We start from the raw sequence: 13,305 nt of genomic DNA on the forward strand, positions 1-13,305 counted from the left end.
TCGACCGTTACTTGACGTACCAGAAGTCGTGCCACAGACCGATCACCTTCGACGGATAGCGGTACTGCCCCAGGCTGCCGTTGTAGCGGGCCAGGGCGCGGCTGAGGTCGCCCCTCTCCTTTTTCAGGTAGTAGCTGAGAATGGTGCAGCCATAGCGCAGGTTGGTGGCGTTGTCGGTGAGATTGTCCTGGGGGCGGCCCAGCTCGGCCTTCCAGAACGGCATCACCTGCATCATGCCCTGGGCGCCGACCGGGGAAATGGCGAAGCGGTCGAAGCGGCTTTCCGCATGGATCACCGCCAGCACCAGATCGGGACGCAGTCCGGCCTTGTTCGCCTCGCGATGCACCGTGCGCAGCAGGTTCAGGCGTTCAGCGTGGTCCGGCAGGTAGCGGCTCAGGCGGGTCGACATGTCCAGCAGCCAGACTTCCGCCTCGAAGCGGTCGCCGAAGCTGTCCGCCTCGGCGACCGTGCGCTGCAGCAGGGCACGCAGCTCAGGCTCCGGTGCCTGCGGCAGGCTGGCGACTGCCGGCAGCGGCAGGGCGAGCAGGGCGAGCAGAAGGAATCGCCGGAGCTGCATATGGTCGCCCTCAGCCGCCGGAAGGCACAGCCGCCTGACGACCGGCCTTCTTTCGCAGGTCGTCGAGAAATTCCTGCTGCAGTTCCGGGTCGTGGCGGGTCAGTTCGATCAGGCTCTGCTCCAGCTCGCTGGCTTCCTCCTCGAGGCCGAGCTCGGCGAGCCGCTTGACCCGATGCACCCATTGCCCGACTTCGTCGCTCTCGAGGTCGGCGTAGACCAGGTCATGGGCCTCGCGTAGCTTGCCGCCCAGGCTGCGGCTGACCGGCAGGACGACCTCTGCGCGGGTGCCATCCTGGGGATCCTCGGCGCTCAGTTGCAGCCGGGTGGCGTGGGCATCCTGCAAGGTGAAAGGGCTGTCGAGCAGGTTCAGGTGCAGGACGCCATGGCGGTCGGTGAGCAGCTCGTAGGTCCGCGCTCCGGTTCTGACCGACACCGGGCGTTCGGCCCAGGGCAGACTGGAGTATTCCGTACGCTCGTCTTTCAGACGCTCGTCGATGCGGGCCAGGCTCTGCTGGGAGCGGCCGTTGGACTCGATGTTCATCGTCGGGTTGAGGCCGGCGAAGCCGTAGTCGATCCAGCCCTTGGTGGCAAGGTCGGGCAGGCTGCCGAGGGCGATCACGTTGAGCACATTGGCAGCGATCCCGGCCACCACCGCCACCGCCCCCAGAGGGATCTCGTAGAGTTCCCGCCAGGGCTGGTAGGGGGTGTAGCGGTCGTAGCGGCGGCTCACCTCGAACTCGCGGACCTCGAAGGTCCGCTGGTCGTGGATGCGGATGCGCCGCTGCGGCAGCTCCAGCATGGCCGGCTCGCCGAGGTCGATCTGCAGGCTGTGGTTCAGCAGTTTGCGTTCGGCGCGCTCTTCGTGCTCGCTGCGCTGAGGCAACTGGTTGGCGCAGCCGGCGAGCAGGAGGGCGCCGCAGAGCGCGGCGCCGAAACGCAGGGAGCTTCGGGTGGGCATGGAGTGGAATCAGCGGCCAATGCGGTTGCTAAGAAAGGTCATGAGATCGGCGGCCGGGATGGCCTTGACCTCGGTCTCGCGGCGGCTCTTGTATTCCAGGCTGCCCTCGGCCAGGCCGCGCTCGCTCACCACGATGCGATGCGGAATGCCGATCAACTCCATGTCGGCGAACTTGACCCCGGGGCTGGTCTTCTTGTCGCGGTCGTCGAGCAGCACCTCGTAGCCGGCGGCGACCAGCTCGGCGTACAGGCGGTCGGTAGCTTCCTTGACCACGGCGCTTTCGTACTTCATCGGCACCAGGGCGATCTGGAACGGCGCCAGCGCCTCCGGCCAGAGAATGCCGCGCTCGTCGTAGTTCTGCTCGATGGCGGCGGCGACCACGCGGGACACGCCGATGCCGTAGCAGCCCATGATCAGGGTCACCGGCTTGCCGTTCTCGCCGAGCACCTTGCAGTTCATCGCCTCGCTGTACTTGGTGCCGAGCTGGAAGATGTGGCCGACCTCGATGCCGCGCTTGATCACCAGCTTGCCCTGGCCGTCCGGGCTCGGGTCGCCTTCCACCACGTTGCGCAGGTCGGCGGTCTCCGGCAACGGCAGATCGCGCTCCCAGTTGAGGCCGAAATAGTGTTTGTCGTCAAGGTTGGCGCCGGCGGCAAAGTCGCTCATCAGGGCAACCGAGCGGTCGACGATGACCGGAATCGGCAGGTTCAGCGGGCCGAGGGAGCCGGGGCCGGCGCCGATGGCGGCACGCAGCTCGGCTTCGGAAGCGAACACCAGGGGGCTGGCGACCTGGGCCAGGTTGGCGGCCTTGATCTCGTTCAGCTCGTGGTCGCCACGCACGATCAGGGCGACCAGTTGGCCTTCCTCGACGCCGTGCACCACCAGGGTCTTGACCGTCTTCTCGATCGGCAGGCCGAACTGCTCGACCAACTCGGCGATGGTTTTGGCGTTCGGCGTATCCACCAGGCGCAGTTCCTCGCTGGCGGCGCCGCGCTCGGTTTCCCGCGGGATGGCCTCGGCCTTCTCGATGTTGGCGGCGTAATCGGAGCTGTCGCTGAAGGCGATGTCGTCCTCGCCGGATTCGGCCAGTACGTGGAACTCGTGGGAGCCGGTGCCGCCGATGGAGCCGGTGTCGGCCTGCACCGGACGGAAGTCGAGGCCCAGGCGGCTGAAGATGCTGCAGTAGGCCTGGTGCATGCGGTCGTAGGTTTCCTGCAGCGACTCCTGGGTCAGGTGGAAGGAGTAGGCATCCTTCATCAGGAATTCGCGGCCGCGCATCAGGCCGAAGCGCGGACGGATCTCGTCGCGGAACTTGGTCTGGATCTGGTAGAAGTTGATCGGCAGCTGCTTGTAGCTGTTCAGCTCGTTGCGCGCCAGGTCGGTGATGACCTCCTCGTGGGTCGGGCCGACGCAGAACTCGCGGTCGTGACGGTCGCGGATGCGCAGCAGTTCGGGGCCGTACTGCTCCCAGCGGCCGGACTCCTGCCACAGCTCGGCCGGCTGGATGGCCGGCATCAGCACCTCCAGGGCGCCGGCCTTGTCCATTTCCTCGCGGACAATCGTCTCGGCCTTGCGCAGGGCACGCAACCCCAGCGGCAGCCAGGTATAGAGACCGGATGCCAGCTTGCGGATCATCCCGGCGCGCAGCATCAACTGATGGCTGATGACCACGGCGTCGGAGGGGGTTTCCTTGAGAGTCGAGAGCAGATACTGACTGGTGCGCATGTTGGGCCGTTCTGTCCGTTGCGGAGGGCGGAAAAAGTGGCGGGCATTGTACGGCGGCGGATAGGGCGCGTACAGAATCGGCGGGGCCTGGGCGGGCTGCGCGGGGGCGATTAACCATATATAATCCCGTGCTTTGCTGCGGGCGGTGGCTGGTACGAGACCGACTTCAAGACCGGCGCGAAGAGGAACCTCGCCAGCGGCGACAATGCGCCCGCCTGTGCGGGCAGTGGTTGCGGCGGCGCCTGCGCGGCGGCCGAGTGACCCGCTCCACCCGAATTCAAGTATCGAGAGAAGAAGCACCATCATGATGCGCAGCCACTATTGCGGCCAACTGAACGAAAGCCTGGAAGGCCAGGAAGTCACCCTCTGCGGCTGGGTACACCGTCGCCGCGACCATGGCGGGGTGATCTTCCTCGACATCCGCGACCGCGAAGGTCTGGCCCAGGTGGTGTTCGATCCGGATCGCGCGGAAACCTTCGCCAAGGCCGATCGGGTGCGCAGCGAATACGTGGTCAAGATCACCGGCAAGGTGCGTCTGCGCCCCGAGGGCGCGCGCAACCCGAACATGGCCAGCGGCGCCATCGAGGTGCTGGGCTACGAGCTGGACGTGCTGAACCAGGCCGAGACCCCGCCGTTCCCGCTCGACGAATACAGCGACGTCGGCGAGGAGACCCGCCTGCGCTACCGCTTCATCGACCTGCGCCGTCCGGAGATGGCCGCCAAGCTGAAGCTGCGCTCGAGCATCACCTCGAGCATCCGCCGCTACCTGGACGAGAACGGCTTCCTCGACGTCGAGACGCCGATCCTCACCCGCGCCACCCCGGAAGGTGCGCGCGACTACCTGGTGCCGAGCCGCACCCACGCCGGCAGCTTCTTCGCCCTGCCGCAGTCGCCGCAGCTGTTCAAGCAGCTCCTGATGGTCGCCGGCTTCGACCGCTACTACCAGATCGCCAAGTGCTTCCGCGACGAGGATCTGCGCGCCGACCGTCAGCCGGAGTTCACCCAGATCGACATCGAGACCAGCTTCCTGGACGAAGCGGACATCATGGGCATCACCGAGAACATGATCCGCAAGCTGTTCAAGGAAGTGCTCGATCTCGAGTTCGGCGAGTTCCCGCACATGACCTTCGAGGAAGCCATGCGTCGCTACGGTTCGGACAAGCCGGACCTGCGCATCCCGCTGGAGCTGGTCGACGTCGCCGATCAGCTCAAGGCCGTGGAGTTCAAGGTGTTCTCGGGACCGGCCAACGATCCGAAGGGCCGCGTCGCCGCCCTGCGCGTGCCGGGCGCCGCCTCCATGCCGCGCAGCCAGATCGACGAGTACACCAAGTTCGTCGGCATCTACGGTGCCAAGGGCCTGGCCTACATCAAGGTCAACGAGCGCGCCAAGGGTGTCGAGGGCCTGCAGTCGCCGATCGTCAAGTTCATTCCGGAGGAGAACCTCAACGTCATCCTCGACCGCGTTGGCGCCCAGGACGGCGACATCGTGTTCTTCGGCGCCGACAAGGCCAGGATCGTCTCCGAGGCCCTCGGTGCCCTGCGCATCCGCATCGGCCATGACCTGAAGCTCCTGACCTGCGAGTGGGCACCGCTGTGGGTGGTGGACTTCCCGATGTTCGAGGAGAACGACGACGGCTCGCTGAGTGCGCTGCATCACCCGTTCACCGCGCCCAAGTGCACCCCCGAAGAGCTGGAGGCCAATCCGGCTGCCGCGCTGTCGCGTGCCTACGACATGGTGCTCAACGGCACCGAGCTGGGCGGCGGCTCGATCCGTATCCATCGCAAGGAGATGCAGCAGGCGGTGTTCCGCATCCTCGGCATCGACGAAGCCGAGCAGCAGGAGAAGTTCGGTTTCCTGCTCGACGCGCTGAAGTTCGGCGCACCGCCGCACGGTGGTCTGGCTTTCGGCCTGGACCGTCTGGTGATGCTGATGACCGGCGCCAGCTCGATTCGCGAAGTCATCGCCTTCCCGAAAACCCAGAGCGCCGCCTGCGTCATGACCCAGGCCCCCGGTACGGTGGATGCCAAGGCGTTGCGCGAACTGAACATTCGCCTGCGCGAACAACCGAAGGCCGAATGATCGGCACCGCTGCGGGAGCGGGCCGGCGCGCAAGCGGACCGCTCCTGCAAGAGCACATCGGACAGACAGAAATACGGAGTGAGTTATGGCTGGTCATTCCAAATGGGCCAACATCAAGCACCGCAAGGAGCGTCAGGACGCCAAGCGGGGCAAGATCTTCACCAAGCTGATCCGCGAGCTGACCGTGGCCGCCAAGCACGGTGGTGGCAACCCGGCGGACAACCCGCGGCTGCGCCTGGCGGTGGACAAGGCCCTGACCGCCAACATGACCCGCGACACCATCGATCGCGCCATTGCCCGTGGCGCCGGCTCGAACGAAGCGGATAACATGGTCGAGCTGAGTTACGAGGGTTATGCGCCGAGCGGCGTGGCGATCATCATCGAAGCCATGACCGACAACCGCAACCGTACCGCCGCCGAAGTGCGCCATGCCTTCAGCAAGTGCGGCGGCAACCTGGGGACCGACGGTTCGGTGGCCTACATGTTCGACCGCAAGGGCCAGATCAGCTTTGCCCCGGGGGTCAGCGAGGAGGCCCTGATGGAGGCGGCCCTGGAGGCCGGTGCCGACGACGTGGTGACCAACGACGATGGTTCGGTGGACGTGTTCACCAGCTTCGCCGACTTCCACGCCGTCAACGAGGCGCTGACTGCCGCCAGCTTCAAGGGCGACGAGGCCGAGGTAGCGATGATCCCGTCGATCACCGCGCCGATCGCCGATCTGGAGACCGCGCAGAAGCTGCTGAAGCTGGTCGACATGCTGGAAGATCTGGACGACGTGCAGAACGTCTATCACAACGCCGAGATTCCCGACGAGATCATGGAGCAGCTCGGCTGATGCCGGGCACGCCGCCTGGAGCCGGGACTCTGCTTCGCCGGCTTCGGGCTGCCTTCTCATGACGCTTATCCTCGGTATCGACCCCGGCTCGCGGATCACCGGCTTCGGCGTGGTGCGCGACAGCGGGCGTGGTTGCGAATACATCGCCTCCGGCTGCATCCGTACCGGCAGTGGCCCCCTGCCCGAGCGCCTGCAGGCGGTGTATCGGGGCGTGCGCGAAATCATCCAGGCCCATGGTCCGGTGACCATGGGCATCGAGCAGGTGTTCATGGCGCGCAATGCCGATTCCGCCCTGAAGCTCGGCCAGGCGCGCGGTGCGGCGATCGTCGCGGCGGCAGAGGCGGGCCTCGAGATCGCCGAGTACACCGCCACCCAGGTCAAGCAGGCCATCGTCGGCAGCGGCGGGGCGGACAAGCAGCAGGTGCAGACGATGGTGATGCATCTGCTCAGACTGGTACAAAAGCCGCAGATCGACGCCTCCGATGCCCTGGCCATCGCCCTGTGCCATGCCCACCACCGGCAGAGCCTGATACCCCATGGGCTGGATGGCGCCAGGCGACGGGGCGGCCGACTGCGCCTGTGAACGAGGAAAACGGATCTTGATCGGACGTTTGCGCGGTACCCTGGCGGAGAAGCAGCCGCCACACCTGCTCGTGGAGGTCGACGGCATCGGCTACGAGGTCGAGGTGCCGCTGAGCGCCCTCTATCGCCTGCCGTCGCTGAACGAGCCGGTCACCCTGCACACCCACCTGGTGGTGCGCGAAGATGCCCATCTGCTCTACGGCTTCTGCGAGAAGCGCGAGCGCGAGCTGTTCCGCGAGCTGATCCGCCTCAATGGCATCGGCCCCAAGCTGGCGCTGGCGCTGATGTCCGGCCTGGAGGTGGACGAGTTGGTGCGTTGCGTGCAGGCTGGCGATATCAAGGCGCTGACCCGGGTGCCCGGCGTGGGCAAGAAGACCGCCGAACGCCTGCTGGTCGAGCTCAAGGATCGCTTCAAGGCCTGGGAAGAGTTGCCGGCTATCGCTCCGCTGGTGCTGGAGCCTGATCCCGGTGTCGCCGTCACGAGTGCGGAAAGCGATGCGCTGAGCGCGCTGGTCGCTCTCGGCTTCAAGCCGCAGGAGGCCAGTCGTGCGGTCGCCGCCGTGCAGGAGGAAGGTTTGAGCAGCGAGGAACTGATCCGCCGGGCGTTGCGGGGAATGGCCTAAATGATCGAAGCCGATCGTCTGATCACCGCGACCAGCCGCGACCGCGAGGAGCAGCAGGACCGGGCCATCCGTCCGCTGAAGCTGGCCGACTACATCGGCCAGCCGGTGGTGCGCGAGCAGATGGAGCTGTTCATCCAGGCGGCCAGAGGCCGTCGCGAGGCCCTCGACCATACCCTGATCTTCGGCCCGCCGGGGCTGGGCAAGACCACCCTGGCCAACATCATCGCCCAGGAGATGGGGGTGTCGCTGAAGAGCACCTCGGGGCCGGTGCTGGAGCGGCCCGGCGATCTCGCCGCGCTGCTGACCAATCTCGAATCGGGCGATGTGCTGTTCGTCGACGAGATCCACCGCCTCTCACCCGTGGTCGAGGAGGTGCTCTACCCGGCCATGGAGGATTTCCAGCTCGACATCATGATCGGCGAGGGGCCGGCCGCGCGCTCGATCAAGCTCGACCTGCCGCCGTTCACCCTGGTCGGCGCCACCACCCGTGCCGGCATGCTGACCAATCCGCTGCGCGACCGCTTCGGCATCGTGCAGCGCCTGGAGTTCTATTCCGTGGCTGACCTATCGACCATCGTCAGCCGTTCCGCCGGGATTCTCGGCCTGCCGATCGAAGCCGAGGGCGCCTTCGAGATCGCCCGTCGCGCCCGCGGCACGCCGCGCATCGCCAATCGCCTGCTGCGCCGGGTGCGGGACTTCGCCCAGGTGCGCGGAGAGGGGCGGATCACCCGGCAGATCGCCGATCTGGCGCTGAATCTGCTGGATGTCGATGAGCGCGGCTTCGATCATCAAGATCGGCGCCTGTTGCTTACCCTGATCGAGAAGTTCGATGGCGGTCCGGTCGGCGTGGACAGCCTGGCGGCAGCGATCAGCGAGGAGCGGCATACCATCGAGGACGTCCTCGAACCCTACCTCATCCAGCAGGGCTACATGATGCGTACTCCGCGCGGGCGGGTCGTCACGCGCCATGCCTATCTGCATTTTGGCCTGAGCCTGCCTGCCCGGATGGCGACCATGACGGTCGATCCGCTCGCCGGCGAATCGGCTGGCGAGGGGTGAAGGGAAATTGTTTTTCCGTCCGATTGGCAACCTTGAGGGCTGGCACTAGAGTATGCGCGCGCAAAGCGGAGTACTGCCGTTCATCCATCGCTGTCGGGTGTACTACGAAGACACCGACGCCGGCGGCATCGTCTACTACGTCAATTACCTCAAATTCATGGAGCGGGCCCGCACCGAGCGGCTGCGTGCGCTGGGCTTCGTCCAGTCCCGGCTGGCGGAGGACGGCCTGCTGTTCGTCGTGCACTCCAGCGAGGCGCGCTATTTCGCGCCGGCACGCCTGGACGACGAACTGCTGGTGAGTGCCGAGATATGCGAGCTGAATCGCGTCAGTCTGCACTTCCATCAGCAGATACGACGTGCCGCGGATGACGCACTGCTCTGCGAGGGGCGGGTTCTGGTGGCCTGTGTGCGCGTCGATAGTTTGAAGCCCCGGGCCATTCCCGGGGCGCTGCGGGCCGCCCTGGCGGGCCCGGATCCATCTTCAGCAGGAGACTAAGCGTGGAAGCCAACGCCGTTGACCATATGTCCATGTGGAGCCTGATCAGCAACGCCAGTCTGGTGGTGCAGCTGGTCATGCTCACCCTGGTGGCCGCCTCGGTCACCTCCTGGGTCATGATTTTCCAGCGCGGCAACATGCTGCGCACCGCCAGGAAATCCCTGGATAGCTTCGAGGAGCGCTTCTGGTCGGGCATCGACCTGGCCAAGCTCTACCGCCAGGCGGGCAGCGAGCCCGATCCGGATTCCGGTCTGGAGCGGATCTTCCGTGCCGGCTTCAAGGAGTTCTCCCGCCTCTGCCAGCAGCCGGGAGTCGTGCCGGATGCAGTCATGGAAGGGGTTTCCCGCTCCATGCGGGTGGCGATTTCCCGCGAGGAGGAAAAGCTCGAGCAGAGCCTGCCGTTCCTCGCCACCGTGGGCTCCACCAGTCCCTATATCGGCCTGTTCGGCACCGTGTGGGGGATCATGAACTCCTTCCGCGGCCTCGCCCAGGTGCAGCAGGCGACGCTCTCCACCGTGGCACCGGGGATCGCCGAGGCGCTGATCGCCACCGCCATCGGTCTGTTCGCCGCGATTCCAGCGGTGATCGCCTACAACCGCTTTTCCGCGCGGGGCGAGACGTTGATCGCCCGCTACTACACCTTCGCCGACGAGTTCCAGGCAATCCTGCATCGCAAGGTGCACACTTCGGACGAATGAGGCACTAGCTGATGGCGAGAATTCGCAACAGGCGCAAGCCGGTCGCCGAGATGAACGTGGTGCCCTATATCGATGTGATGCTGGTGCTGCTGGTGATCTTCATGGTGACCGCACCCATGCTCAATCAGGGCGTCAAGGTCGACCTACCCAAGGTGTCCAGCGAGGTGCTGCCGCAGGACAACAATGCGCAGGTACTGACCATCTCCATCAAGGCCGACAAAAGCTACTACTGGAATATGGGCAGCGAGGTGGACACCGAGACCGTTCAGGATACTGCCCTGAAGCTGGACGAGTTGGTCGGCGCGGTGAGCAAGATCATCGCCCAGACCCGCAGCCAGGGTAAGCAGGTGCAGGTCTTCGTGCGCGGTGACAAGTCCGTCGACTACGGGGCGGTCATGGCCCTGATGGGGGGCCTGCAAGGGGCCAACGTAGGCAATGTCGGGCTGATTACCGAGGCTCCCTGATGCAACGGCGCGAGCGCTCCTCTTCGGAAAGCTATTTCTGGCCGATCGTACTGGCGGTCGGTCTGCACCTTCTCGTCTTCGCCATGCTGTTCGTCAGCTTTTCCATGGCGCCGGAATTGCCGCCGGCCAGACCGATCGTTCAGGCCACGCTCTATCAGATGAAGTCGCAGAGCCAGGCAACGACCCAGACCAACCAGAAAATCGCCGGAGAGGCGAAGAAGACTGCTGCTCGCCAATATGAGGTCGAGCAGATGGAGCAGAAGAAGAACGAGCAGCAGCTGGCCATGGCCAGGGCGGCGGAACAAAGGAAAGACGAAGAGGCTCGAAGGGCGGAAGCGGCAAGACAGGCAGCTGCCGAAGCTGCCAAGCAGAAGGCCGCGGAGGAGGCGAAGAAGCAGGCCGCCGCCGAAGTTGCCAAGCAAAAGGCCGCGGAAGAAGCGAAGAAGCAGGCGGCCGCCGAAGCTGCCAAGCAAAAGGCCGCGGAGGAAGCGAAGAAGCAGGCGGCCGCCGAAGCTGCCAAGCAAAAGGCGGCGGAGGAAGCGAAGAAGCAGGCCGCTGCCGAAGCTGCCAAGCAAAAGGCGGCGGAGGAGGCGAAGAAGCAGGCCACTGCCGAAGCTGCCAAGCAAAAGGCCGCGGAAGAGGCGAAGAAGCAGGCGGCCGCCGAAGCTGCCAAGCAAAAGGCGGCGGAAGAGGCGAAGAAGCAGGCCGCTGCCGAAGCTGCCAAGCAAAAGGCCGCGGAGGAAGCGAAGAGGCAGGCGGCCGCCGAAGCTGCCAAGAAGAAGGCCGCGGAGGAAGCTAAGAAGCAGGCGGCTGCCGAAGAAGCCAAGAAGAAGGCAGCGGAAGAGGCGAAGAGGCAGGCGGCAGCCGAAGAGGCCAAGAAGAAGGCCACCGAGGAGGCCAGGAAGAAAGCGGCGGCAGAGGCCGCGCGCAAGGCCGCCGAGGACAAGAAGGCTCAGGCCCTGGCCGAGCTGCTGTCCGATACCACGGAGCGGCAGCAGGCGCTGGCGGAGAGTCAGGGGAGTCAGGTTGCCGGCAGCTTCGACGACCTGATCATCAGTCTGGTCAGCCAGCAATGGCGTCGACCACCGTCGGCTCGTAATGGAATGAGCGTAGAAGTGCTGATCCAGATGTTGCCGGATGGCACCATAACCAGTGCGCGGGTAGCCCGCTCCAGTGGGGACGCGCCCTTCGACAATTCAGCCGTTGCCGCAGTGCGCAACGTGGGCAGAGTCCCGGAGCTGCAGCAATTGGATCGCGCCACTTTCGATCGGAACTATCGGCAGCGGCGCATGATTTTCAAACCTGAGGATTTGGATCTGTGAATACCCTGATTCGTCTCGCCCTGCTCGGCTTGGCCTTGCTGGCCGGCATTGCCCAGGCGGCCGACCCGCTGGTGGTGACCAGCGGTACCGCGCGTGCCACGCCCATTGCCGTGGTGCCCTTCGGCTGGCAAGGCGGTAGCGTGATGACCGACGACATGGCCGAGATCGTCGGCAACGACTTGCGCAACTCGGGTGTCTTCGAGCCTGTTCCCCGGCAGAACATGATCAGCCAGCCGAGCAATCCGGGCGAGATCATCTATCGCGACTGGAATGCACTGGGCGCCCAGTATGTGCTGGTCGGCAACATAGTTCCTGCGGGGGGCGCCTGCAGGTGCAGTATGCGCTGATGAACGTGGCCACCGAGCAGCAGGTGCTGGCCGGCACCGTCAGCGGCAGCGGCGACCAGGTGCGCGACATGGCCCACTACATCGCCGACCAGGCATTCGAGAAGCTCACCGGCATCAAGGGCGCCTTCTCCACCCGGCTGCTCTACGTCACCGCCGAGCGCATGGGCGGCGGCACCCGCTACACCCTGCAGCGCTCCGACTACGACGGCGCACGGGCAGTGACCCTGCTGCAGTCCCGCGAGCCGATCCTGTCGCCGCGCTTCGCACCCGATGGCCGGCGCATCGCCTATGTTTCCTTCGAGCAGAAGCGCCCGCGCATCTTCATCCAGCACGTCGATACCGGTCGCCGCGAGCAGATCACCAACTTCGAGGGGCTCAACGGCGCGCCGGCCTTTTCGCCGGACGGTTCCCGTCTGGCCTTCGTGCTGTCCAAGGACGGCAATCCGGAAATCTACGTGATGAATCTGGCCAGCCGGCAACTGCAGCGGGTTACCAACCACTTCGGCATCGATACCGAACCTTTCTGGGGAGCGGACGGCCAGACGCTCTATTTCACCTCGGACCGGGCCGGCAAGCCGCAGATCTACAGGCAGAGTATCGGTGGCGGGGCAGAGCGGGTGACCTTCGTGGGTAACTACAACGCCAATCCGAAGCTGTCGGCCGACGAAAAGACGCTGGTGATGATCCACCGGCAGGACGGCTACACCAACTTCAAGGTTGCGGCCCAGGATCTCCAGCGCGGCAGTCTGCGGGTACTGTCGGAGACCAGTCTGGACGAGTCACCCACTGTCGCGCCCAATGGCACCATGCTAATCTACGCCACCCGTCATCAAGGTCGGGGAGTCTTGATGCTCGTGTCGATCAACGGCAGGGTCAGGCTCCCGCTTCCTACCGCGCAAGGCGAGGTTCGCGAGCCGTCCTGGTCTCCCTACCTGAACTGATGCGACATGCCAACCAACAAATCACACAACACACCTGAGCTTCCTTTAGGAGTTCCATCATGCAAATGCTGAAATTCGGTAAATTCGCTGCGCTGGCACTGGCCATGGCGGTTGCCGTTGGCTGTTCCTCCAAGGGCGGCGACGCCTCGGGGGAGGGCGCTGGTGCCGACGGCGGCGTTGACCCGAATGCAGGCTACGGTGCCGGCACCTCTGGCTACGGCTCTGGCTCTGGCTCTTACGATGGCAGCATGGGCGGCGACGAGGCCGCGCTGCGCGCAATCACCACCTTCTACTTCGAGTACGACAGCTCCGACCTGAAGCAGGAAGCCATGCGTGCTCTGGACGTGCATGCCAGGGACCTGAAGGGCAATGGTGCTCGCGTCGTGCTGGAAGGTCACACCGACGAGCGCGGTACCCGCGAGTACAACATGGCTCTGGGTGAGCGCCGTGCCAAGGCTGTCCAGCGCTATCTGGTGCTGCAGGGTGTTTCCCCGGCCCAGCTGGAGCTGGTCTCCTATGGTGAGGAGCGTCCTGCTGCCGGTGGTGCCGACGAGCCCTCCTGGGAACAGAACCGTCGCGTCGACTTGCGCAAGTAATC

Annotated in this window: 13 protein-coding genes and 2 pseudogenes; 12 read left to right on the forward strand and 3 right to left on the reverse strand. The window is 65.3% G+C overall.

The genetic code is table 11. The features are described 5' to 3' along the window. Nucleotides 1-7 precede the first annotated feature (7 nt). Genes GCU53_RS19650 through GCU53_RS19660 form a run of 3 tightly spaced genes read right to left on the reverse strand, consistent with a single transcriptional unit; the run spans nt 8 to nt 3,260 of the window. Nucleotides 8-577 carry a lytic transglycosylase domain-containing protein gene (locus GCU53_RS19650; protein ID WP_152389101.1) on the reverse strand — a complete coding sequence of 190 codons (570 nt, stop codon included), beginning with the start codon at nt 575-577 and terminating at the stop codon, nt 8-10. A gap of 10 nt (nt 578-587) precedes the next feature. Continuing rightward, a complete protein-coding gene (locus GCU53_RS19655; RefSeq protein WP_152389102.1) occupies nt 588-1,535 on the reverse strand; it encodes a hypothetical protein in 948 nt (315 codons plus the stop codon). 9 nt (nt 1,536-1,544) lie between these two features. After that, nucleotides 1,545-3,260 carry a proline--tRNA ligase gene (locus GCU53_RS19660; protein ID WP_152389103.1) on the reverse strand — a complete coding sequence of 572 codons (1,716 nt, stop codon included), beginning with the start codon at nt 3,258-3,260 and terminating at the stop codon, nt 1,545-1,547. Nucleotides 3,261-3,398: 138 nt separating this feature from the next. On the opposite strand from GCU53_RS19660, the pseudogene GCU53_RS19665 reads away from it, so the two are divergent. From GCU53_RS19665 to pal, 12 genes and pseudogenes are all read left to right on the forward strand, one after another. After that, a pseudogene (locus GCU53_RS19665) lies at nt 3,399-3,521 on the forward strand (FmdB family zinc ribbon protein); the annotation flags it as partial. A 43-nt stretch (nt 3,522-3,564) separates the two neighbouring features. After that, a complete protein-coding gene (aspS, locus tag GCU53_RS19670) occupies nt 3,565-5,340 on the forward strand; it encodes an aspartate--tRNA ligase (RefSeq protein WP_152389104.1) in 1,776 nt (591 codons plus the stop codon). Nucleotides 5,341-5,425: 85 nt separating this feature from the next. Continuing rightward, a complete protein-coding gene (locus GCU53_RS19675; protein WP_152389105.1) occupies nt 5,426-6,175 on the forward strand; it encodes a YebC/PmpR family DNA-binding transcriptional regulator in 750 nt (249 codons plus the stop codon). A gap of 58 nt (nt 6,176-6,233) precedes the next feature. After that, nucleotides 6,234-6,758 carry a crossover junction endodeoxyribonuclease RuvC gene (ruvC, locus tag GCU53_RS19680; protein WP_152389106.1) on the forward strand — a complete coding sequence of 175 codons (525 nt, stop codon included), beginning with the start codon at nt 6,234-6,236 and terminating at the stop codon, nt 6,756-6,758. 16 nt (nt 6,759-6,774) lie between these two features. Then, a complete protein-coding gene (gene ruvA, locus GCU53_RS19685) occupies nt 6,775-7,380 on the forward strand; it encodes a Holliday junction branch migration protein RuvA (RefSeq protein ID WP_152389107.1) in 606 nt (201 codons plus the stop codon). Beyond that, nucleotides 7,381-8,439: a Holliday junction branch migration DNA helicase RuvB gene (gene ruvB / locus GCU53_RS19690; protein WP_152389108.1), complete on the forward strand. Its 1,059-nt coding sequence runs from the start codon at nt 7,381-7,383 to the stop codon at nt 8,437-8,439. A 52-nt stretch (nt 8,440-8,491) separates the two neighbouring features. After that, the gene (ybgC, locus tag GCU53_RS19695; RefSeq protein ID WP_152389109.1) at nt 8,492-8,935 is read left to right on the forward strand and encodes a tol-pal system-associated acyl-CoA thioesterase; all 444 of its coding nucleotides are present in this window, start codon (nt 8,492-8,494) and stop codon (nt 8,933-8,935) included. Nucleotides 8,936-8,937: 2 nt separating this feature from the next. Further along, nucleotides 8,938-9,633, forward strand: a complete 696-nt coding sequence (gene tolQ / locus GCU53_RS19700) for a protein TolQ (protein ID WP_152389110.1) — start codon at nt 8,938-8,940, stop codon at nt 9,631-9,633. Between the two features lie 11 nt (nt 9,634-9,644). Continuing rightward, entirely contained in the window at nt 9,645-10,097 is a 453-nt protein-coding gene (tolR, locus tag GCU53_RS19705) for a protein TolR (RefSeq protein WP_152389111.1), read from the forward strand. Then, nucleotides 10,097-11,419, forward strand: a complete 1,323-nt coding sequence (tolA, locus tag GCU53_RS19710) for a cell envelope integrity protein TolA (RefSeq protein ID WP_152389112.1) — start codon at nt 10,097-10,099, stop codon at nt 11,417-11,419. Before tolR ends, tolA begins: the two co-directional genes overlap by 1 nt. Continuing rightward, nucleotides 11,416-12,707: pseudogene (gene tolB, locus GCU53_RS19715) on the forward strand (Tol-Pal system beta propeller repeat protein TolB). Before tolA ends, tolB begins: the two are co-directional and overlap by 4 nt. Before the next feature lie 59 nt (nt 12,708-12,766). Next, nucleotides 12,767-13,303, forward strand: coding sequence for a peptidoglycan-associated lipoprotein Pal (gene pal, locus GCU53_RS19720; RefSeq protein WP_152389113.1), 537 nt, complete (start codon nt 12,767-12,769; stop codon nt 13,301-13,303). Nucleotides 13,304-13,305 lie beyond the last annotated feature (2 nt).

Origin of the sequence: Azotobacter salinestris (assembly GCF_009363155.1) — a bacterium.
Taxonomy (GTDB): domain Bacteria; phylum Pseudomonadota; class Gammaproteobacteria; order Pseudomonadales; family Pseudomonadaceae; genus Azotobacter; species Azotobacter salinestris.

What these genes read in the sequence shown, in the direction of transcription:
- tolA (WP_152389112.1), top strand. Translation starts at nt 10,097, where the DNA reads ATGCAACGGCGCGAGCGCTCCTCTTCGGAAAGCTATTTCTGGCCGATC.
- ruvB (WP_152389108.1), top strand. Translation starts at nt 7,381, where the DNA reads ATGATCGAAGCCGATCGTCTGATCACCGCGACCAGCCGCGACCGCGAG.
- GCU53_RS19675 (WP_152389105.1), top strand. Translation starts at nt 5,426, where the DNA reads ATGGCTGGTCATTCCAAATGGGCCAACATCAAGCACCGCAAGGAGCGT.
- ruvC (WP_152389106.1), top strand. Translation starts at nt 6,234, where the DNA reads ATGACGCTTATCCTCGGTATCGACCCCGGCTCGCGGATCACCGGCTTC.
- pal (WP_152389113.1), top strand. Translation starts at nt 12,767, where the DNA reads ATGCAAATGCTGAAATTCGGTAAATTCGCTGCGCTGGCACTGGCCATG.
- aspS (WP_152389104.1), top strand. Translation starts at nt 3,565, where the DNA reads ATGATGCGCAGCCACTATTGCGGCCAACTGAACGAAAGCCTGGAAGGC.
- GCU53_RS19660 (WP_152389103.1), bottom strand. Translation starts at nt 3,260, where the DNA reads ATGCGCACCAGTCAGTATCTGCTCTCGACTCTCAAGGAAACCCCCTCC.
- tolR (WP_152389111.1), top strand. Translation starts at nt 9,645, where the DNA reads ATGGCGAGAATTCGCAACAGGCGCAAGCCGGTCGCCGAGATGAACGTG.
- GCU53_RS19655 (WP_152389102.1), bottom strand. Translation starts at nt 1,535, where the DNA reads ATGCCCACCCGAAGCTCCCTGCGTTTCGGCGCCGCGCTCTGCGGCGCC.
- GCU53_RS19650 (WP_152389101.1), bottom strand. Translation starts at nt 577, where the DNA reads ATGCAGCTCCGGCGATTCCTTCTGCTCGCCCTGCTCGCCCTGCCGCTG.
- ybgC (WP_152389109.1), top strand. Translation starts at nt 8,492, where the DNA reads ATGCGCGCGCAAAGCGGAGTACTGCCGTTCATCCATCGCTGTCGGGTG.